A 22,079-nucleotide genomic window follows, 5' to 3' on the forward strand; every position below is an offset into this window, starting at 1 on the left:
TCTGGACAAATTCTTTTAGATGAATAAAATAGACTCCGTTTACGGGGTCTATTTTTATTAAATAAAAATCATGGGCTAACTGCATGAAATCAGCGTTAAGACACCCTTTGTTTGCAATAAATATCTGGTTATGTTATATTTTTATTGGAAATACTAAGGATAACTCTGGCAGAGGAGAGTGGGGCAACCCGCTCTTTCTTGTTTGTTAAGCACTTTTTCGTGGGATAATAACCAAAAAAGTATGAACTCATGTTATGTCAAAGGAGGGATTTTATGAGCAAGGTTACAGAAACAGTGGAAGAGCTAGTAACTCCCATCTTAAATGAAAATAACTTGGAATTAGTAGACATTGAATACGTCAAAGAGGGAAAGAACTGGTTCCTGCGCGTATACATTGATAAGGACAACGGTATTGATATCGAGGAATGCGGCATCGTCAGTGAGCGCCTTAGCGAGAAGCTTGATGCCATTGATCCAATCCCGCATAACTACTTTTTGGAAGTTTCCTCACCAGGTGCAGAACGCCCTTTGAAAAAGGAAAAAGATTATCAAAAAGCCATCGGCAAGAATGTCTTTATAAAGACGTATGAACCAATTGATGGGGAAAAGGCGTTTGAGGGGATCTTGACCGATTATAATGGTGAAACCGTAACTGTGGAAATGAAGATCAAAACCCGTAAGAAAACAGTTCAAATACCTTTTGATAAGATTGCCAGCGCAAGGCTTGCAGTCACTTTTTCATAATCTGTCCAGAAATATCTTCAGTTAAATATTTAAAAGGCCGATTTGGATTATTCAGGTTACATAGTTTCTGAAAAAAGCCTTAAAAAGATGGGTAGTTAAAAAAGGGGGATTTATATCTCATGAGCAGCGAATTGTTGGATGCTCTTACAATTCTTGAAAAAGAAAAAGGGATTTCCAGAGACGTTTTAATTGACGCAATTGAAGCAGCACTAATTTCTGCGTACCGACGCAACTTCAATCAGGCCCAAAACGTCCGCATTGACTTGAATTTGGGAAATGGTTCAATGCGTGTTTTTGCCAGAAAAGAAGTAGTTGATGAAGTCTTCGATCCGCGTCTGGAGATTTCACTGGAAGACGCACAAAAAATCAATCCTAACTATGTAGTAGAAGATGTAGTTGAACTCGAAGTCACGCCGAAGGACTTCGGCAGGATTGCTGCACAGACTGCCAAACAGGTTGTCACTCAACGTGTCCGTGAAGCTGAAAGAGGAATCATCTATTCAGAATTCATCGATCGTGAAGAGGATATCATGACAGGCATTGTCCAGCGTCAGGATCCAAAGTTCATCTATGTGAGCCTGGGTAAAATCGAGGCGATCCTGCCAGCGAATGAGCAGATGCCAAACGAACATTACAAGCCTCATGACCGCATCAAAGTTTTTATCACCAAGGTTGAAAAAACCACTAAAGGCCCACAAATTTTCGTTTCCAGAACCCACCCGGGGCTGTTGAAGAGACTTTTCGAAATTGAAGTGCCTGAAATCTATGACGGCACTGTTGAAATTAAATCAGTCGCACGTGAAGCAGGAGACCGTTCAAAGATCTCTGTCCATTCAGATAACCAAGAGGTTGACCCAGTAGGTTCATGTGTCGGTCCTCGCGGAAATCGTGTTCAGGCTGTCGTTAATGAGCTTAAGGGCGAAAAAATCGACATCGTCAAATGGTCTGAGGATCCAGTTGTATTTGTTGCAAATGCATTGAGCCCTTCTAAAGTACTTGATGTCATCGTCAATGAAGAGGAAAAAGCAACAACGGTAATCGTTCCGGATTATCAGCTATCACTAGCGATTGGAAAACGCGGCCAAAACGCGCGGCTTGCCGCTAAGCTGACTGGATGGAAAATTGACATCAAAGCGGAAACTGAGGCAAGAGAGTCCGGGATTTATCCACGCGACAATGAGCCACTATTATCTGCCGATGATGATTATGAAGATGAAGACATCGATTAATGTGAGGTGAATGATCGTGAACAGCCGTAAAAAGGTTCCTATGCGAAAATGTGTCGCAACCGGTGAAATGAGACCGAAAAAAGAACTAGTTCGCATCGTTCGCTCCAAAGAAGGAGAAGTATCCGTTGACCTGACAGGCAAGAAATCAGGCCGTGGAGCTTATCTTTCAAAAGAAAAAGAAGCAGTGGAATTAGCAAGAAAACGAAATATATTGTCCAAGCAGCTTGAAACACAAGTGGACGATGCAATATATGATGAGCTGAATGACCTCATCGAAAAGGAGAGCAGACGATCCTGATGAACTCTAATCAATGGATGTCACTGCTTGGTTTAGCCAATCGAGCGCGGAAAATTATTTCAGGGGAAGAGCTTTCCGTCAAAGAAATCAGAAGCGGAAAAGCGAAACTCATTTTGCTTTCAGCGGATGCATCCGCAAATACTACAAAGAAGATTACCGACAAGTGCAACTCCTATAACGTTCCCTTCAAGATGGTTCCGGACAGGTTCCAGCTTGGCCAGGCGATTGGAAAGGAAGCACGTGTTGTAGTAGCCCTGTTGGACGAGGGTTTTGCAAAAAAACTGTTGACGTTGCTCGATTAATTCTAGCGGGGGTGAAAATATGAGTAAAACACGCGTTTATGAATATGCAAAAAAGCATAATTTATCGAGTAAAGACGTGATTATAAAATTAAAAGAAATGAATATTGAGGTTTCTAACCATATGACTGCAATGGAAGAGGAAACTGTCAAGAAGCTGGATTCGATCTACCAAAAGAAAGATGGTAATCAGCCAGCGAAGAAGCCGCAGCAAAATCAGCCAAAGGCTGCGCAGGGTGACAAACAGGGCCAGAACCGCAACCAGGGCCAAAAGCCAAATCAGGGCCAGAATCGCAATCAAGGCCAAAATCAGCAAAAAAACAATAATGGACAGCAGAAGCCTCAGCTTAAGACGACTGCCAGCGCGTTTTCTGATGATGAGCGTCGTGCGACAACACCTGAAAAGGTAAAAACTTCTGCAGCAGCTAAAAAGCCTGGAAATTCCCAGCCTTTCAACAAAAACAACAACAAGAACAAACAGAACAACAGAAACAGAAACCAGCAGAACCAAAATAAAGGCAGACAAAACCAGCAGCAGGTACAACAGCAGCCGAAAAAGGTAAAAGAGCTTCCAACAAAAATTACCTTCAGTGAATCCCTCACAGTGGCTGAACTAGCCAAGAAGCTGAACCGTGAGCCTTCAGAAATCATCAAGAAGCTCTTCATGCTTGGTGTCATGGCAACAATCAACCAGGATCTCGATAAAGACGCAATCGAATTGATCGCCACTGACTATGGTGTCGAAGTGGAAGAGGAAATCAAAATCGATTCAACAGATCTTGAAGTTTACTTTAATGAGGATGAGGCTGCAACTTTGGTTGAGAGGCCTTCCGTCGTTACCATCATGGGCCACGTTGACCATGGTAAAACAACGTTGCTTGACTCTATCCGAAATACTAAGGTGACAGCTGGCGAAGCTGGGGGAATCACTCAGCATATCGGTGCCTACCAGGTTGAAGATAATGGCAAGAAAATTACGTTCCTTGACACACCTGGTCACGCGGCCTTCACAACCATGCGTGCTCGCGGTGCGAAAATTACGGATATCACGATTCTGGTTGTTGCTGCTGATGATGGTGTCAAGCCACAGACAGTGGAAGCATTGAACCATGCAAAAGCGGCCGAAGTTCCAATCATCGTTGCCGTTAACAAGATGGATAAACCAACTGCAAATCCTGATCGTGTCATGCAGGAATTGACAGAATATGGCCTTGTTCCGGAAGCATGGGGCGGGGATACAATCTTTGTGCCAATCTCGGCATTGACAGGTGAGGGGATTGACAGCTTACTTGAAATGATTCTTCTTGTAGGTGAAGTGGAAGAATACAAAGCAAATCCGAACAGAAATGCAATTGGTACTGTGATTGAAGCGCAGCTTGACAAAGGGCGCGGCTCCGTGGCAACTTTGCTTGTCAAGAATGGTACTTTGAAAATTGGGGATCCGATTGTTGTCGGAAACACATTCGGACGTGTACGTGCTATGGTGAACGACTTAGGCCGTCGCGTAAAAGAAGCTGGACCGTCTACTCCTGTAGAAATTACAGGTTTGAATGATGTGCCACAGGCGGGTGACCGCTTCGTCGTGTTCGAAGACGAAAAAACTGCGCGCCAAATTGGCGAAACCCGTTCACAGCAGGCATTGCAGGCACAGCGCAGCGAAAAAACGCGCGTAAGCCTCGATACATTGTTTGAACATATGAAACAAGGGGAAATGAAAGACCTAAATCTAATTATTAAAGCCGACGTTCAAGGTTCAGTTGAAGCACTTGCTGCAGCATTGCAAAAACTGGAGGTTGAAGGTGTAAATGTAAGAATCATTCACACTGGTGTTGGTGCGATCAATGAGTCTGACATCACCCTTGCAGCAGCTTCAAATGGTATCGTCATCGGTTTCAACGTCCGTCCGGACAATAATGCAAAACGCGCTGCGGATTCTGAAAGTGTCGATATCCGACTTCACCGCATTATCTATAAGGTAATCGAAGAAATCGAATCTGCGATGAAGGGTATGCTTGATCCGGTTTATGCTGAAAAGATCATTGGCCAGGCTGAAGTCCGCCAGACTTTCAAAGTATCAAAAATCGGAACAATTGCTGGCTCATATGTCACTGATGGTAAGATTACACGTGACAGCGGCGTTCGCCTGATCCGTGACGGAGTCGTCATTTTTGAAGGGGAAGTCGATGCGCTGAAACGCTTCAAAGATGATGCCAAGGAAGTAGCGCAGGGCTATGAATGCGGTATTACCATTAAAAACTTCAATGACGTCAAGGAAGGCGATGTAATTGAAGCATATATCATGGAAGAAGTGGAACGTTAATGGTAGTAGGCTTAGCAGCCTGTGAATGCATCATCTATGATGCTCATTCTCTAAAAGAAAAGAGAGCTGTACTGCAGCGGATTATCACAAGGCTGAAGCAAAAATTCAATGTCTCAGTTTCCGAAGTGGAACATCACGATGTATGGCAGCGGACAACGATAGCGGTTGTTGCTGTCTCTGCATCAAAGGTGGCGACAGAGAGAGAGCTTCAGAACGCCTTGAAAATGATTGATTCTTTTCCTGAGATCGAACGTACCATCACCGATATAGAATGGCTTTGATTAAAGAGGTGATTGAAAATGGGTCATAGAGTAAATCGTGTTGGCGAACAAATGAAAAAAGAATTAGGCGATATCATCAGCCGCAAAATTAAAGATCCGCGAGTTGGTTTCGTGACCGTGACGGATGTCCAGGTTACCGGAGACCTTCAGCAGGCTAAAGTGTACATCTCTGTTTTAGGCGACGAACAACAGAGAGAAGATACACTAAAAGGATTGGCAAAAGCCAAAGGCTTCATCAGGACAGAAATTGGCCAGCGAATCCGTCTGAGAAAGACGCCTGAACTGATCTTTGAGTTTGATGAAACAATGGCATACGGAAATCGCATCAATTCACTCATCCATGAGCTGCAAAGAGAAGAACAGCCTGGAGAAGAAGAGCAAGATAAAGATACTGACTAAAAAGGAATTTAGTCAGGAAACTTAACCAGATTAAAATGGATAGACAAAACGTCTATCCATTTTTTTCGAGATTTTTTGTTTTTAATACATAAATACTCAAGGAGGAAGGGATATGGAAGGGATTCTGCCTCTTTTTAAACCAGCTGGAATGACTTCGCATGATTGTGTGTTTAAACTCAGGAAGCTGCTAAGGACGAAAAAGGTGGGCCATACAGGTACTTTGGACCCCGATGTAACCGGGGTACTGCCAATCTGTGTCGGCAAGGCAACAAAAATAGCAGAATACATTATAGATGCAGGAAAAGCCTATGAAGGTGAAGTGACCCTTGGATTTACCACCACCACTGAAGATGCTTCAGGAGAAAAGGTTAATGAAAAACCAGTGGACCGGACACTAACAAAAAAGGAAATAGAAAGTGTCCTTCAATCACTGGTGGGTGAAATTGAGCAAACTCCACCGATGTATTCGGCAGTAAAAGTGAATGGAAAGAAACTATATGAATATGCCAGACAAGGAATCGAGATCGAGCGCCCAACCAGGAAAGTGACGATTTATAGCATAGAATTGCTCGATGATCGTGATGCATATGAAGGTGAGCTGGTCAGCTTTAAATTCAGAGTATCATGCAGCAAAGGGACATATATCCGGACATTGGCGGTTACGATTGGTGAAAAATTAGGATATCCGGCGCATATGTCTTCACTTGTCAGGATTCAGTCTGCCTCCTTTTCTTTGGAAGATTGCTTTACATTCGGACAGCTTGAAGAAATGGCGGAGGAATCAAAGCTTGAAACAGCTCTGCACCCTTTGGAGACTGGTATTTCTTATTTGCCGAAATATCGCATTAATGATAAAGTAGCAGAGAAAGTGAAAAATGGGGCATTGCTTCAAATCCCACAGGAACTTGAATGGGTTGAAGGCCCTATTGTAGCAGAAACAGAAGACGGAAAAGCGCTCGCCATTTACAGGGCACATCCAACCAAACACGGGAAGATGAAACCTGACAAAGTATTGAGAAATGAGCAATAAATAGTATTGCCACACTAGGATACAAAATCAGTGATCGAATAAAAGTCCTGATTAAAAGAGCAGCTGGGTCAGAAAAGGTGAGTTAAATCGTGGAATTGATTAAGCTAAACCATCCTCATGGGTATAAAATAGAAGACTTTCCGGCAATGGCCATCGCATTAGGCTATTTTGACGGAGTTCACCTGGGCCACCAGCAGGTGATCAGGGAAGCGAAAAAAATAGCTGAAGCCAGGGGAGTAAAGAGCGCGGTCATGACATTTGATCCCCACCCTTCAGTCGTGCTGGGTAAAAGTGTCCAACATGTAGAATACATCACTCCATTGGAAGAAAAGGCCCGATTGATTGAAGAAATGGGGGTCGATTACTTATTTGTAATCACCTTCTCCACCGAATTCTCCGGTCTATTGCCCCAGGAATTCGTGGATCAATATATCATTGGGCTGAATGTCCAACACGTCGTAGCCGGCTTCGATTACTCATATGGTAAGATGGGCAAGGGGAATATGGAGACAATCCAATTCCATTCCAGGTCGAAATTTGATTTTACTGTAGTATCCAAACTGTCAACTCAAGAAGATGAAAAGGTAAGCTCTACCTTGATCCGCGGATTCTTGAGAGATGGAAAAGTAGATGAAATGCCACATTTGCTTGGAAGATACTTTACAACAAAAGGAATCGTGATTAATGGAGAGCGGAGAGGACGAACGATCGGTTTTCCGACTGCGAACGTGCTGATGGATGAAGAATACATCCTCCCGCCAACAGGTGTTTATGCTGTGAAAATCCAGGTTGAAGGCAAATGGCATGAAGGGGTCTGCAATGTCGGCTATAAGCCAACCTTCCACCAGGAGAAAAAAGCAAAACCATCGATAGAAGTCCATATTTTTAACTTCAATAAAGAAATTTACGGGGAATCTGCCGTTATCGAGTGGCACCTCCGCCTGAGAAGCGAACGGAAATTCGAGGGTATTCAGCAGCTTGTTGCCCAAATCGAAAAAGATAAGCAAGAAGCGGTCGTATACTTTGAAAAAAACAAGGGTTAGACTTGCTTTTTGTCGTAAAAAGATGTATTCTTATTAACGTATCAAAAACGAACCTTTGCTTGGCAAGTCGAGTCACCGACGCTTGCTCGGTAACAGGGGATTATAATATTGGAGGTGAACACGGATGGCAATCACAAAAGCACGTAAAAACGAACTTATCAATGAATTCAAGGTTCACGAAAGTGACACTGGATCTCCAGAAGTTCAAATCGCTGTCCTTACTGCAGAAATCAACACTTTGAACGATCACTTACGCGTTCATAAAAAGGACCACCACTCACGTCGCGGTCTTCTAAAGATGGTAGGTAAGCGTCGTAATCTTTTGACTTACCTTCGTAACAAGGATGTTGCTCGTTACCGCGAGTTAATCAACAAGCTTGGTCTACGTAGATAGTCTGTAAAAGCGGGATTTATCCCGCTTTTTTATTAGGCAATTTTTTTGTCCTTTACATAACCTTTGATTGATATGAAGTGCTCGTTTTTTGGAGATAATATAACATAAAAGACATTTAACGTGACTCCCTTTAAAGTACCTGTTGATGGACTAGCATACATGCAGGGCTGGATAGGACAGTTTATGGTTTTATCATTGTTTATTAAGGTATATTGGTTATATGACAAGCATGTTTAAATAAATACCCGGGCTCAGCCAGGGTGTATTTTGTGGTAGAGAGGGGCTAAAAAGTATGGTACAAGAAAAACAAAGTTTTTCCTTTGACTGGGCAGGGCGCAAGCTGACAGTCGAAATCGGACAGCTTGCAAAGCAGGCAAATGGTGCAGTCCTTGTCCGTTATGGAGATACAGCTGTATTAAGTACAGCTACTGCGTCAAAAGAACCGAAGAATCTAGATTTCTTCCCTTTGACTGTAAATTATGAAGAGAGACTATACGCTGTCGGGAAAATCCCTGGCGGTTTCATTAAGCGAGAAGGCCGCCCTAGTGAAAAAGCGATCCTTGCAAGCCGTTTGATCGACCGTCCAATCCGTCCGTTATTCCCAGATGGATTCCGTAATGATGTACAGGTAATCAGCATTGTCATGAGTGTCGATCAAGACTGTTCATCAGAAATGGCCGCAATGTTTGGTTCATCTTTGGCACTTTCAGTTTCTGATATCCCATTTGGAGGACCTATCGCTGGTGTTACTGTCGGAAGGATCGATGGTAAATTCGTAGTCAATCCATCTGTTGAAGAAGCGGAAAAAAGTGATATGCACCTGGTAGTGGCAGGTACAATGGATGCAATCAACATGGTTGAAGCAGGCGCTGAAGAGGTACCTGAAGAAGTGATGCTCGAAGCAATCATGTTCGGTCATGATGAAATCAAGCGTCTGATTGCGTTCCAACAGGAAATCGTCGCTCAGGTTGGTAAAGAAAAAAGAGAAATTAAACTTTTTGAATTAGATAAAGATCTTGAAGCTGAAGTTCGCGGAGCTTGTGAGCAGGATATGATTTCTGCTATCCAGGTACAGGAAAAGCACGCTCGCGAAGATGCAATCAAAGAAGTGAAAAATGCTGTCGTTGGCCGCTATGAAGAGCAGGAAGCAGACGAAGACAAGCTTAAGCAAGTGAAACAAATCCTTGATAAAATTGTCAAAGGTGAAGTTCGCCGCTTGATTACTGAAGAAAAAGTACGTCCAGACGGCCGTGGAGTCGATGAAATCCGACCGCTTTCTTCTGAAGTAGGCTTGCTTCCTAGAACGCATGGTTCTGGATTGTTCACAAGGGGACAAACTCAGGCACTAAGCATCTGTACGCTAGGTGCAATGGGTGATGTTCAGATTCTTGACGGTCTTGGAATAGAAGAAGAAAAACGATTCATGCACCATTACAATTTCCCATTATTCTCTGTTGGTGAAACAGGTCCAATCCGTGGGCCGGGCCGACGTGAAATCGGGCACGGAGCACTTGGTGAAAGAGCTCTTGAGCCTGTAATTCCGAATGAGAAAGATTTCCCGTACACTGTCCGTCTTGTATCTGAAGTACTTGAATCAAATGGTTCTACTTCACAGGCAAGTATTTGTGCTAGTACATTAGCGCTAATGGATGCAGGGGTGCCAATCAAAGCTCCGGTTGCAGGTATTGCAATGGGTCTGATCAAATCTGGAGAACATTATTCAATTCTTTCAGATATCCAGGGTATGGAAGACCACCTTGGAGACATGGACTTCAAAGTTGCTGGAACTGCAAAAGGTGTTACAGCCCTGCAGATGGATATCAAGATTGAAGGATTATCCCGTGAGATTCTTGAAGAAGCTTTACAACAGGCGAAAAAAGGCCGTATGCATATTCTTGAATCCATGCTCGCAACGATCAAAGAACCACGTGAACAGCTTTCAAAATATGCACCAAAAATCATCACTATGTGGATCAAACCTGATAAAATCCGTGACGTCATTGGGCCAAGCGGTAAACAAATCAACAAGATCATCGAAGAAACTGGCGTAAAAATCGATATCGAACAAGATGGTACGGTATTTATTGGCTCAGTAGATGAAGAGATGATCCAAAGAGCGAAGAAAATCATTGAAGACATTGTCCGTGAAGTTGAAGTAGGAGAAATGTACCTTGGAAAGGTCCGCCGCATTGAAAAGTTTGGTGCGTTCGTGGAAATCTTCCCTGGTAAAGATGGTCTGGTCCATATCTCTGAGCTTGCTGAAGAGCGAGTAGGAAAAGTCGAAGATGTTCTTAAGCTTGGCGATGAACTCCTTGTCAAGGTCACCGAAATTGACAAACAAGGAAGAGTAAATCTTTCACGCAAAGCAGTGTTGAAAGAACAGCGCGAAAAAGCTGAAAAACAATCATAAGAGTATAAAAAAGGCCGGGGAACCCCCCGGCCTTTTTATGTATGCGTACAAATCACTCTCGTTCTACCTTGTCCTTCTGCTTCATAAAGTAAAATAAGGCCCTCTTTACTCGGTGACGAACATAAAAGCTTTAGAGGCCTAACAGAAGAGGAGGCACATAGATGAAAATGAGAAAAATTGCATTGGTTTCTATCATGCTGATTGCAGCCTGGACCATGGTTAATAATCCATTTTCCCATACATATGTAGCAGGACTTAAAACGGGAACGATGGCTGTTTCAGGAAAAGAGGATTCCTTAATCGCGGAGATTGAAATGAAGGCAAAAGACTTTGAGGTAGAACCCTCTGACGCAAGGAAGGATCCAGTCTGGAAGGTAATTCCCGGCTATAATGGACTAAAAGTCGATGTAAAAAAATCATATGCCAAGATGAAAAAAGATGGCAAATTCAATCCTGATAAACTTGTCTATATCCAAGTGCCGCCTGAAATTCATTTAAGTGACTTGCCGCCTCAGGCAGTCTACAAAGGACATCCTGAGAAACCAATGGTCAGTTTTATCATCAATGTGGCATGGGGAAATGAGTATCTTTCCGGTATGCTTGCCACATTAAAAAAACATAATGTTACCGCAAGTTTTTTTCTGGAGGGAAGATGGGTAAAAAATAATCCGGGGATGGCCAAAATGATTGCAGATGCAGGGCATGAAGTTGGCAACCACTCCTTCACACACCCGGATATGAAACAACTTTCAGCCCCTAAAATCAATGAGGAAATCAGAAAGACCGATGAGGTCATTGAAGCTGTGACAGGTGAAAAGACTAAATGGTTTGCACCACCAAGCGGCTCGTATAAGGATGAAGTAGTTGACATTGCAGCTGCCCATAATTTGGGCACAGTAATGTGGAGCGTAGATACAATCGATTGGCAGAAACCTACCCGGGAAAAGCTGATTGGAAGAGTGATGGGGAAGGTTCATAATGGAGCCTTGATCCTGATGCATCCTACCGAGGCGACTGCTTCGTCGTTAGACCAATTAATCACGGAAATCAAAAGTAAGGGGCTGCAAATAGGAACGGTATCAGACATGTTAAGTGAAAATCGAATACTTCCGGCAAAAAATATGAAAGAATAGCATTGTATTTGGAAAAAGTAAGTTAAATGGACTATACTTAGTAAATGCAGTAGTTTTAGCAGCAGGTTCCAGAGGAGGAATATAATGATAAAGAAATATACATGCCAAAACGGTGTAAGAATCGTACTAGAAGAAATCCCTACAGTCCGATCAGTAGCTATCGGTGTTTGGATCGGGACGGGGTCCCGTAATGAAAATCCAGAGAACAATGGAATTTCCCATTTCCTTGAACATATGTTTTTTAAAGGCACCAAAACCAGGTCTGCAAGAGAAATTGCTGAATCCTTTGACAGTATTGGCGGGCAGGTGAATGCATTCACCTCGAAAGAATATACTTGCTATTACGCGAAGGTGTTGGATAATCATGCCCAGTATGCTCTCGAAGTATTGGCTGATATGTTCTTCCATTCTACTTTTGACTCTGAAGAATTGAATAAAGAGAAGAATGTAGTCAATGAAGAAATCAAAATGTATGAGGATACGCCTGATGATATCGTCCATGATTTGCTGAGCCAGGCCATTTACGGTGACCATCCACTTGGGTATCCGATCCTTGGTACTGAGGAAACGCTCCAAACCTTCACAGGGGAAAAATTGGAGCAGTACATGCATGAAATGTACAGGCCGGAAAATGTGGTCATATCAATTGCCGGGAACGTTCCTGAATCGTTCATTAAAAATGCAGAACAATTCTTTGGCTCATACGAAGCAAGCAACGAAAAGATGGAATACATCAAACCTGAATTCCATGCGAAACAAGTATCACGCAAGAAAGAGACTGAGCAAGCTCACCTTTGCCTTGGATTCGAAGGGTTGCAGATCGGCCATTCTGACGTATACAACCTGATCGTCCTTAACAATGTGCTCGGCGGCAGCATGAGCAGCAGGTTATTCCAGGAGGTCAGGGAACAGCGCGGTCTGGCCTACTCTGTATTTTCCTATCATTCTGCATACCGGGATAGCGGAATGGTGACAATTTATGGCGGAACCGGTGCAAATCAGCTGAACGTTCTATATGATACAATCCAGGAGACACTGGATAAGCTTCGCGCTGATGGCATTACGGAAAAAGAACTTAATAACAGCAAAGAACAGCTTAAAGGCAGTTTGATGCTTAGCCTTGAGAGCACAAACAGCCGCATGAGCAGGAATGGGAAAAATGAGCTTCTGCTTGGAAGGCATCGCTCTCTTGATGAAATCGTCGAACAAATCGATCAAGTGACAAAAGACCGTGTTGACGGCATGGCCAATAATATTTTTACAGACCAGTACTCAGTATCCCTGATCAGCCCTAGCGGCGAGCTCCCAACACATTAATAAAACCAGAACAGCAGTTTCTTAAAGAAGCTGCTGTTTTTTTATATTCTAAAAAGGAATCCGGAACGATACATATAGAATAAGGACAAAGTGACAGGGAGGTTCATCATGAAACTGAGTGAACTTGGCGGCAAAGAAATTGTTGATGTGAAAAGGGCTGAAAGGTTAGGGGTACTTGGTCAAACAGATTTGGATATCAACGAGAGAACCGGGCAGATCGAAGCATTGATCATTCCATCCTTAAAATGGTTTGGCCTCCGTAAGCAATCCGGGGAGGTAAGGGTTCCATGGAAGCACATCAAGAAAATTGGTTCAGATATGATCATCATCGATATACCTGATGATGATGAGTAAGGCTCTTTTCTCAAACTTTGTTGCTATTGAATACAAAATTGGATTGAATTAGCTGTTTACCCTTGTAAGGAAGACGCTTTTTATGAGAAAAGAGCATGTAAACTTTATACCGACCTTCGCAATATGTATTCTATTACGTTAAAATCGGCTTTAGGAATTTAACAACAATCTTTACGAAAACAGCCATGAGTAAAAGCGGGCTAAATGCCGGCTTATTTTTTTTGCTGATAACAAGATTAATGAGTTCAAGCGCTGACATGGTCGGCGCTTTTCTTTCGTGGAAAACTCACCTATTCCGCGTTTGATACATATGATGTGGAAGTAGTTCATGTTGAATAGATTTTAGTCCAGGATTAATGGAAAAGAAGGTGATTGTTCTCATGCTGACAGGAATGCAAATCGCGGTTATCGGCGGTGATGCGAGACAGCTGGAGATTATTCGCAAGCTGACAGAGCTTGATGCAAAGCTTTCTTTAATAGGCTTCGAGCAGTTGGACCATGCTTTCACAGGTGCCTCAAAAGAAAAGATAGATGAAGTTGATTTTTCAGTACAGGATGCTTTGATCCTGCCAGTTCCCGGAACCAGCCTGGAGGGTCAGGTCGAAACCATTTTCTCAAATGAAAGAGTAGTACTCATAAAAGAAATGCTGGAACGGACTCCGGAACACTGTACAGTTTATTCAGGTATCAGTAACTCGTATTTGACCGGAATTTCCAGCCAGGCAAACCGCAAACTCGTACAGCTATTCTCCCGTGATGATGTCGCCATCTATAACTCGATTCCGACGGTGGAAGGAACGATCATGATGGCAATCCAGCACACGGATTTTACGATACATGGTTCCAAGGTCGCTGTTCTGGGTCTTGGCAGAGTCGGTATGAGTGTTGCGAGAACCTTCCATGCGCTTGGAGCGAAGGTTAAGGTAGGGGCCCGGAAAAGCGAGCATATTGCAAGGATTACGGAAATGGGATTAGAACCTTTCCTTTTATCAGACATAGGCAAGGCAGTTTCTGATAGCGATATATGCATCAATACTATTCCTCACCAAATTGTTACTGCTTCCGTCATTTCGAGGATGCCGGCACATACCTTGATCATTGACCTTGCATCCAAACCAGGTGGAACGGATTTTCGCTATGCGGAAAAACGGGGAATCAAGGCTTTGCTTGCGCCGGGTTTGCCGGGGATCGTAGCCCCGAAAACAGCCGGGCAGATTTTAGCGAATGTTCTTTCTCAGCTGCTAATGGAAGACTTTTCTAATCGAAAGGAGAAAGAAGTATGAGTTTACAAGGAAAAAAGATCGGATTTGGATTGACAGGTTCGCATTGTACCTATGACGCTGTTTTTCCGGAAATTGAAAAATTAGTGAATGCTGGTGCAGAAGTTTTGCCGGTAGTCACATTCACCGTAAAAAATACAGAAACACGTTTTGGGAAAGGAGAGGATTGGGTACAGCGGATTGAAGAGCTCACTGGCAATAAGGTGATCGACTCAATTGTGAAGGCAGAGCCTCTTGGCCCAAAAATCCCACTGGATTGCATGGTCATTGCGCCTCTCACCGGGAACTCCATGAGCAAATTCGCAAATGCCATGACAGATTCACCAGTCTTGATGGCGGCGAAAGCAACCTTAAGAAACCAGAAACCAGTAGTGCTCGGCATTTCCACGAATGATGCATTAGGACTCAATGGCGTCAATCTGATGAGACTAATGGCAACCAAGAATATTTTCATGATTCCTTTCGGCCAGGATGATCCGGTAAAAAAACCAAATTCAATGGTTGCCAGAATGGAAATGCTCTCCGAAACAGTTCTGGAGGCGATGGAAGGAAAGCAGCTGCAGCCAGTACTGGTTGAACGTTATAAGGATAACTAAAAAAAGTTCAAGGAACGATATCACCTAATCAAGACAAAATTAGACAAACGAGATGAATATTCTAACTGGAAACGCTTTTCTCCGTCAGTGAAGCAAAATGTTTCTTTCCTTAGTGATTGAATATGATAAAATATAGGATAATATACAAGGCGGTTTTTAAGACAAGTAAAATGTCCAGACTCTGCGCCTGGCCTGTTTTAACCTGGGAGAACGTCCACCGGTATCCAGTGAACGCATTGGTTCGGACGAAGGAGGTGTTGCTGGGCAGGCCTTGGCGCTTGCGCTTTTCTTTTGAGCCGCCGATATACTTATGTTCAAACAACCGGCATTTGCCGGATATGAAAACGATATTGGCAGTGGAAGGGGAAACAGTTATGTCAGAGAGAAAAGGTTACCGAGTAGCAGTAGTGGGAGCAACAGGAGCAGTGGGTCAGCAAATGATCCAGACACTTGAAAACAGGGATTTTCCAGTTTCAGAGTTATTATTGCTATCTTCATCTAGATCTGCTGGTACGAAGGTTCAATATAAAGGTAACGAAATTACAGTCCAGGAAGCAAAACCGGAAAGCTTTGAAGGAGTGGATATTGCCCTTTTCAGCGCCGGAGGCAGTGTTTCAAAACAATTGGCCCCGGAAGCTGTAAAACGAGGTGCAATTGTTGTCGACAATACAAGTGCTTTCAGAATGGATGAAAATATTCCGCTGGTAGTACCAGAAGTGAATGAAGAAGATTTGCATAATCATAATGGAATCATCGCCAACCCGAACTGCTCGACGATCCAGATGGTTGTGGCATTGGAGCCCCTGCGCAAGAAGTACGGACTTGATAAAATCATCGTCTCAACCTATCAGGCAGTTTCTGGTGCAGGTGCAGCAGCGGTGGAGGAGATGGAGGAACAAACTCGGGCAATCCTCGATGGCAAGGAATATGAGCCGAAGATCCTACCTGTCAAATCTGGAGAAAAGCACTACCAAATTGCCTTCAATGCGATTCCGCAAATTGATACATTCGTTGAGAATGGATTCACGTATGAAGAAATGAAAATGATCAATGAAACAAAGAAAATCATGCATATGCCTGAGCTTCAGGTTGCAGCTACATGTGTGCGCCTGCCTGTAGGAACTGGCCACTCAGAATCAGTGTACATTGAAATTGGCGAAGGCGGAGTGTCCGCATCAGAAGTGAAGGAACTATTGGCAGAATCACCTGGAGTAGTGCTTCAGGATGATCCGGAACAGCAATTATATCCAATGCCTGCATTCTGTGTAGGCAAAAATGATGTATTCGTAGGCCGGATCAGGAAGGATCTTGATAACGATAAAGGCTTCCACATGTGGGTTGTATCAGATAATCTGCTCAAAGGCGCTGCGTGGAACTCTGTCCAGATTGCTGAAAGCCTTGTGAAGCTTGGACTTGTAAAATAATTTGCATAGTAGGTTTAATGACAGAATTTCTGAGGTGTTACGATGAAAATAATCGTTCAAAAATTTGGCGGTACGTCTGTTCGTGATGAGCAAAGCCGCAGTCACGCAATAGGCCATATTAAAAATGCGGTTGCTGACGGATATAAAGCAGTTGTGGTTGTTTCCGCCATGGGCAGGAAGGGTGACCCCTACGCCACAGATACCCTCCTAAGCCTGATTGGAGGAAATGAGAGCAGGATCAGCAAGCGCGAGCATGACCTGCTGCTGTCATGCGGGGAAACGATCTCGAGTGTCGTTTTTACCAATATGCTGATTGAGAATGGCATCAATGCAACTGCGCTGACCGGTGCACAGGCGGGGTTCAGGACGAACAGCGAGCATACGAACGCAAGGATCCTGGATATGAAGTGTGACCGTTTGCTGCGGGAACTGGACCATGTTGATGTTGTTGTTGTAGCTGGGTTCCAGGGAGCAGCCAAAAATGGGGACGTGACAACGATCGGAAGAGGCGGCAGTGATACATCCGCGGCAGCTTTGGGTGCAGCTTTGAACGCTGAATGGATTGACATTTTCACCGATGTAGAGGGAATCATGACAGCCGACCCGAGGATAGCGGATAACGCACGGCCGCTTTCCGTGGTGACCTATACCGAAGTTTGCAATATGGCATATCAGGGCGCGAAGGTCATCCACCCTCGTGCTGTTGAAATTGCCATGCAGGCAAAAGTACCGATCAGGATCAGGTCCACGTATTCCGATGGCCTCGGGACACTGGTTACTACCCTGAATCGCGAAAATAAAGGAACTGACATCAAGGAGCGTCCTGTTACAGGTATCGCCCATGTTTCGAATGTCAGCCAAATCAAAGTTTTTGCCAAAAAGGATCAATACAATCTACAATCAGAAGTGTTCAAGGCTATGGCCAATGAAAACATCAGCGTGGATTTCATCAATATATCTCCAAATGGAGTAGTGTATACGGTGCTGGATGAAATGACAGACCGGGCGGTGAAGGTCCTCGAAGGTTTAGGCCACACTCCGCAGATTGAGAAAAATTGTGCGAAGGTCTCTGTCGTAGGAGCAGGTATGGCAGGTGTTCCTGGGGTGACCTCGAAGATCGTTACAGCGTTATCCGAAAAGGGCATCCGCATCCTCCAATCCGCTGACAGCCACACAACCATTTGGGTTCTGGTCAAACAGAAGGATTTGGGAAAGGCAGTGAATGCACTTCATGATGCTTTCCAGCTCGAAGAAGAAACAATAGAGTTCGAAAGACACGATATATAAAATGGCTTCCAGCCTATGCAGGCGGAAGCTTTTGAGAATAGGAGTGAACAGGAATGGTTCAATTCGGAAGAGTATCTACAGCAATGGTGACCCCATTCGATCATAAAGGTCACATTGATTTCGCAAAAACGACCCAGTTAGTCAACCATTTGATTACGAACGGCACCGATTCACTAGTTGTCGCGGGAACGACAGGTGAATCTCCCACTCTTTCAAAGGAAGAAAAAATCGCTTTATTCCAGCATGTCGTGAAAGTCGTTGATAAAAGAGTTCCGGTCATCGCTGGCACAGGCAGCAACAACACTTATGCTACGATCGAATTAACGAAAAAAGCCGAAGAAATTGGTGTGGACGCAATAATGATCGTTGCCCCGTATTATAACAAGCCTAACCAGGAAGGACTCTACCAGCACTTTAAAGCGGCAGCTGAAGCTACCTCATTGCCGGTTATGGTTTACAACATTCCTGGCAGGTCTGTAGTCAATATTCAGCCTGAAACGGTAATCAAGCTGGCTGAAATCCCGAATATCGTGGCTGTCAAGGAAGCGAGCGGCGATCTGAACGCGATGACAAAAATCATTGCCGGCACACCTGATGATTTCCTTCTATACAGCGGAGACGACGGGTTGACACTTCCAGTGCTTGCTATCGGCGGAGCTGGAATCGTCTCTGTAGCATCCCATGTCATTGGTAACGAGATGCAAGCAATGATTGAAGCATTTTTCAGCGGAAGAAACGAGGATGCAGCAAAACTGCACCAGCGTCTGCTTCCAATCATGCAAGGTTTGTTTGCCGCACCAAGCCCTGGACCAGTGAAAACGGCATTGCAGCTAAAAGGCCTCGACGTCGGCTCAGTACGCTTGCCAATGGTGCCATTGACAGAACAAGAAAGAACAGCGGTAGCGAATCTATTCGAATAGTACAAAGGCCAGCCTGATGAGGCTGGCCTTTTTTTATTTTATTTTATAGGAAATTATAAAAGCATTTTTGTGTGGATAACTGCAAATGGGTTTCTATATCCAGCTCCAGCGCCTAGCCCCTCGAGACGCTTGTCTAGTGTCGTCTCCTAGAAACTCCGAAACTTCAACTCNNNGGGCAGTCGGCTATACATTTCGATTTCGGTCCTGCCAATGAAGTCAAAGAACGACTTCACTGTCAGGCCCTCCAGCGCTTGTCGGGGCTGAACAAGGCGCTTGCGCTTTTTGTTCTTTGGATAAAAAAGTTTTGATGATACTTTTCCTTTCCCGCATATGGATATCCGCTAATAATAGTGACCGGAGAATAAAGTTGTAAAGGTTTTCTGCCATCAAGTATAATGATTTTAACTGATTTCGTTCGGGAGATAACTACATAGGAGGAGCATAGAATTGATTAAAAAGAAAAATGAAAACATTAAAATCATTGCACTTGGTGGCGTTGGGGAACTCGGTAAAAATATGTATGTCACCGAAGTGGACAATGATATTTTTGTGGTGGATGCCGGGTTGATGTTTCCAGAAGATGAAATGCTGGGGATCGACATTGTCATTCCGGACTGTTCATATTTGAATGCTAACAGTGAAAGGGTAAAAGGGATTTTTCTGACTCATGGTCATGAAGACCATATAGGGGCGCTGACCTACCTCCTACGAAAAATGGACGTACCAGTATATGGAACAAAGCTTACTCTTGCGCTTGCAAAGGAAAAAATGAGGGAGCAGGAATTTACCGAAAAAGTTAAATTCCATGAAATTACGGCAGATACCGAACTGGACTTTGAAGTGGTTTCCGTATCATTTTTTAAGACAAACCATAGTATTCCAGACTCTGTCGGAGTTTGCATCCATACATCGGAAGGGGCCATTGTACATACAGGGGACTTTAAGTTCGACCAGGCAGCAGCACCGATGTATAAACCGGATATCGGAAGGATGGCCGCCATTGGCAAGCAAGGGGTTCTCTGCCTTCTTTCGGACAGTACAGAAGCTGAAAAACCTGGTTACACACCTTCTGAAACAACCGTTATAGAGGAGCTATCGAGTGTTTTTTATAATGCAAGTGGCCGTATCATTGCTGCCTGCTTTGCTTCGGATTTAAACAGGATCCAGCATCTTTTCAACAGTGCAGCTTCGCATGGCCGCAAGGTAGCGGTGGTTGGAAAAAGCCTGAAAAGGGTGTTTGATATCGCTTTGGATCTCGGCTATCTTCAAGTTGAAAGTGACTTGCTCATTGGTGTGGATGACCTCAAGAAGTACGCTGATGCTGAAGTCGTTATTTTAACGACTGGCAGCCAGGGAGAGCCAATTGAAGCCCTGCAGAAAATGGCTAAGCAAGCCCATCCTCAGGTGAATATCAAGGTAGGGGACACTGTCCTGTTCGCTGCCTCTCCTCTAAGGGGAAGTGAAGTATTCATTTACAAAACAATGGATATGCTTTACCGGGCAGGCGCGAACGTAGTGGCGAGCAAGAAAAGTGTCCAGGTTTCAAGCCATGGAAGCCAGGAAGAATTGAAATTCATGATCAACCTGATGAATCCAAAATTCTTCGTTCCTGTACACGGTGAATATAAGATGTTGAAGGCACATAAAAAAGTGGCTCAATCATGTGGCATACCGGAAGAAAATATTTTCATACCCGACCGTGGAGATGTCATTGAGATTTCTGGCGGGAAACTAAAGTTCACAGAAAAAGTGCAGGCAGGAAACACATTGATTGATGGAATCGGTGTAGGAGATGTGGGTAATATCGTCCTCCGTGACCGGAGACTGCTTTCACAGGATGGTGTTTTAATTGTTGTCGTGACACTGAATAAAGCAAACAGGAAAATTGCTGCCGGACCAGAAATTATTTCACGCGGGTTCGTCTATGTTCGCGAATCAGAAAAACTGATGGCAGAGTCAGCCTCTCTTATTAGGGAAATCGTTGAAAAAAATCTTCTAAAAGACCCGTTCGACTGGGCTGGCTTAAAGCAGGATATGCGCGATTCCCTGCATCAATATTTATTTGAAAAAACAAAACGCCGTCCAATGATTATGCCAATATTAATGGAAGTAAAATGATAAACGAAAGGCACTGGCTCAACTGCCAGTGCTTTTATCGTTCAAGAGTCAAATTATATGCGCTTTTGATAAAATTCTTGAAAACAACCTTCGTAAAAAGTGCTGCCGGAATGAAATTGATGATGATGTTCATACTAAAATTATCATGCCTGAAGGGAGCATAAAAGGATGGATAAGGAAATGAATTTAAACAATGCAGAAACCCAGGATGGACAGCAGGGGCAACAAGGGGAACAGGAAAATAAACCATCTGGTCTTCTAGAAAAGATCCAGCAGCTGGGCCAGACGAATGTACCGCAGCTGTCCCAGGATTCGAAAATTCATTGCTTGACGATTGTGGGCCAAATCGAAGGCCATATGCAGCTGCCGCCACATAACAAGACGACAAAGTATGAGCATCTTATTCCGCAGCTTGTTGCCATTGAGCAAAACCAGAATATCGAGGGGCTTCTTGTCATCTTAAACACAGTTGGCGGCGACGTAGAAGCGGGTCTTGCCATTTCAGAGATGCTTGCTTCCCTTTCGAAGCCGACAGTCTCTATCGTGTTGGGAGGAGGCCATTCAATCGGTGTGCCGATCGCGGTATCCTGCGATTACTCGTTTATCGCCGAAACAGCGACGATGACGATTCATCCAATCAGGTTGACCGGACTGGTAATTGGTGTTCCAGCAACCTTTGAATACCTGGATAAAATGCAAGAGAGAGTTGTTAACTTTGTGACAAAGCATTCGAACATTCCTGAGGAAAAATTCAAAGAGCTTATGTTTGCCAAAGGAAACCTGACCAGGGACATTGGAACAAATGTCGTTGGCCATGACGCAGTGGACATGGGCTTGATCCATGAAGTCGGCGGCATCGGACAGGCAATGAAGAAGCTCAATGAACTGATCGATATTAATAAACCAAAGTCAGAAGTGATCGTACAATGATCCTGTATACAATGATGCCCTATGAACAGGTTTTCCCTTACAGCGAGGAAGAAGCGATCAACCAGGTTATGATTTCCTACAACGGAATCCCGTTAATGGCTGAATGGACTGAACAAAATGAATACCGGATTGTCAGGGTGATGAGTACGGATCCGAATCACTATATGGACCCAATATGTAAACCTGGGTCGACCATTTCGCTTACTTAGAATGGTTTTGTTTTTATGTGCATAATAAAACGAAGTGCCGTTTCAACTGGCAAATATGATATAA

General features: G+C 43.9%; 22 protein-coding genes. All 22 read left to right on the forward strand.

What is annotated here, in order from left to right; all coding sequences use genetic code 11:
• Positions 1 to 273: 273 nt before the first annotated feature.
• A complete protein-coding gene (gene rimP / locus J7E38_RS20710) occupies positions 274 to 744 on the forward strand; it encodes a ribosome maturation factor RimP (RefSeq protein WP_214704103.1) in 471 nt (156 codons plus the stop codon).
• A 119-nt stretch (positions 745 to 863) separates the two neighbouring features.
• Positions 864 to 1,973 (forward strand): transcription termination factor NusA, encoded by a 1,110-nt coding sequence (nusA, locus tag J7E38_RS20715; protein ID WP_214704104.1) that lies wholly within the window; start codon positions 864 to 866, stop codon positions 1,971 to 1,973.
• A 16-nt stretch (positions 1,974 to 1,989) separates the two neighbouring features.
• Positions 1,990 to 2,271, forward strand: a complete 282-nt coding sequence (rnpM, locus tag J7E38_RS20720) for an RNase P modulator RnpM (RefSeq protein ID WP_214704105.1) — start codon at positions 1,990 to 1,992, stop codon at positions 2,269 to 2,271.
• Entirely contained in the window at positions 2,271 to 2,573 is a 303-nt protein-coding gene (locus J7E38_RS20725) for a YlxQ family RNA-binding protein (RefSeq protein WP_214704107.1), read from the forward strand. The genes rnpM and J7E38_RS20725 overlap by 1 nt, the downstream gene beginning before the upstream one ends.
• A gap of 19 nt (positions 2,574 to 2,592) precedes the next feature.
• Entirely contained in the window at positions 2,593 to 4,890 is a 2,298-nt protein-coding gene (gene infB, locus J7E38_RS20730; RefSeq protein ID WP_215038888.1) for a translation initiation factor IF-2, read from the forward strand.
• Positions 4,890 to 5,171 (forward strand): DUF503 domain-containing protein, encoded by a 282-nt coding sequence (locus tag J7E38_RS20735; RefSeq protein ID WP_214704108.1) that lies wholly within the window; start codon positions 4,890 to 4,892, stop codon positions 5,169 to 5,171. The genes infB and J7E38_RS20735 overlap by 1 nt, the downstream gene beginning before the upstream one ends.
• An 18-nt stretch (positions 5,172 to 5,189) precedes the next feature.
• Positions 5,190 to 5,570: a 30S ribosome-binding factor RbfA gene (gene rbfA, locus J7E38_RS20740; protein ID WP_214704115.1), complete on the forward strand. Its 381-nt coding sequence runs from the start codon at positions 5,190 to 5,192 to the stop codon at positions 5,568 to 5,570.
• A gap of 112 nt (positions 5,571 to 5,682) precedes the next feature.
• On the forward strand, positions 5,683 to 6,600 hold the full coding sequence (gene truB, locus J7E38_RS20745) for a tRNA pseudouridine(55) synthase TruB (protein ID WP_214704118.1): 918 nt from the start codon (positions 5,683 to 5,685) through the stop codon (positions 6,598 to 6,600).
• An 89-nt stretch (positions 6,601 to 6,689) separates the two neighbouring features.
• Positions 6,690 to 7,643 carry a bifunctional riboflavin kinase/FAD synthetase gene (gene ribF, locus J7E38_RS20750; protein ID WP_214704120.1) on the forward strand — a complete coding sequence of 318 codons (954 nt, stop codon included), beginning with the start codon at positions 6,690 to 6,692 and terminating at the stop codon, positions 7,641 to 7,643.
• Positions 7,644 to 7,767: 124 nt separating this feature from the next.
• A complete protein-coding gene (gene rpsO / locus J7E38_RS20755) occupies positions 7,768 to 8,037 on the forward strand; it encodes a 30S ribosomal protein S15 (protein WP_214704121.1) in 270 nt (89 codons plus the stop codon).
• Between the two features lie 292 nt (positions 8,038 to 8,329).
• Entirely contained in the window at positions 8,330 to 10,447 is a 2,118-nt protein-coding gene (gene pnp / locus J7E38_RS20760; RefSeq protein WP_214704125.1) for a polyribonucleotide nucleotidyltransferase, read from the forward strand.
• A gap of 167 nt (positions 10,448 to 10,614) precedes the next feature.
• Positions 10,615 to 11,580 (forward strand): polysaccharide deacetylase family protein, encoded by a 966-nt coding sequence (locus J7E38_RS20765; protein ID WP_215038898.1) that lies wholly within the window; start codon positions 10,615 to 10,617, stop codon positions 11,578 to 11,580.
• Between the two features lie 84 nt (positions 11,581 to 11,664).
• Positions 11,665 to 12,897 (forward strand): M16 family metallopeptidase, encoded by a 1,233-nt coding sequence (locus J7E38_RS20770; protein ID WP_214704133.1) that lies wholly within the window; start codon positions 11,665 to 11,667, stop codon positions 12,895 to 12,897.
• A gap of 108 nt (positions 12,898 to 13,005) precedes the next feature.
• Positions 13,006 to 13,251, forward strand: coding sequence for a YlmC/YmxH family sporulation protein (locus tag J7E38_RS20775; protein ID WP_214704134.1), 246 nt, complete (start codon positions 13,006 to 13,008; stop codon positions 13,249 to 13,251).
• A gap of 380 nt (positions 13,252 to 13,631) precedes the next feature.
• Positions 13,632 to 14,534 carry a dipicolinic acid synthetase subunit A gene (dpaA, locus tag J7E38_RS20780; RefSeq protein ID WP_214704137.1) on the forward strand — a complete coding sequence of 301 codons (903 nt, stop codon included), beginning with the start codon at positions 13,632 to 13,634 and terminating at the stop codon, positions 14,532 to 14,534.
• The gene (gene dpaB / locus J7E38_RS20785) at positions 14,531 to 15,127 is read left to right on the forward strand and encodes a dipicolinate synthase subunit B (protein WP_144474921.1); all 597 of its coding nucleotides are present in this window, start codon (positions 14,531 to 14,533) and stop codon (positions 15,125 to 15,127) included. The genes dpaA and dpaB overlap by 4 nt, the downstream gene beginning before the upstream one ends.
• Before the next feature lie 374 nt (positions 15,128 to 15,501).
• On the forward strand, positions 15,502 to 16,551 hold the full coding sequence (asd, locus tag J7E38_RS20790) for an aspartate-semialdehyde dehydrogenase (RefSeq protein WP_214704139.1): 1,050 nt from the start codon (positions 15,502 to 15,504) through the stop codon (positions 16,549 to 16,551).
• A gap of 42 nt (positions 16,552 to 16,593) precedes the next feature.
• Positions 16,594 to 17,838, forward strand: coding sequence for an aspartate kinase (gene dapG / locus J7E38_RS20795; protein ID WP_214704141.1), 1,245 nt, complete (start codon positions 16,594 to 16,596; stop codon positions 17,836 to 17,838).
• 53 nt (positions 17,839 to 17,891) lie between these two features.
• A complete protein-coding gene (gene dapA / locus J7E38_RS20800) occupies positions 17,892 to 18,758 on the forward strand; it encodes a 4-hydroxy-tetrahydrodipicolinate synthase (protein ID WP_214704142.1) in 867 nt (288 codons plus the stop codon).
• A gap of 447 nt (positions 18,759 to 19,205) precedes the next feature.
• Complete coding sequence (locus tag J7E38_RS20805; protein ID WP_251030412.1) at positions 19,206 to 20,876, forward strand: ribonuclease J; 1,671 nt, start codon at positions 19,206 to 19,208, stop codon at positions 20,874 to 20,876.
• A gap of 180 nt (positions 20,877 to 21,056) precedes the next feature.
• The gene (locus J7E38_RS20810; protein ID WP_214704291.1) at positions 21,057 to 21,806 is read left to right on the forward strand and encodes a ClpP family protease; all 750 of its coding nucleotides are present in this window, start codon (positions 21,057 to 21,059) and stop codon (positions 21,804 to 21,806) included.
• The gene (locus tag J7E38_RS20815; protein ID WP_214704144.1) at positions 21,803 to 22,015 is read left to right on the forward strand and encodes a YlzJ-like family protein; all 213 of its coding nucleotides are present in this window, start codon (positions 21,803 to 21,805) and stop codon (positions 22,013 to 22,015) included. Before J7E38_RS20810 ends, J7E38_RS20815 begins: the two co-directional genes overlap by 4 nt.
• The last annotated feature ends 64 nt before the right edge of the window (positions 22,016 to 22,079 follow it).

Origin of the sequence: Bacillus sp. ISL-35 (genome assembly GCF_018613355.1) — a bacterium.
Classification (GTDB): Bacteria; Bacillota; Bacilli; order Bacillales; family Cytobacillaceae; genus Mesobacillus.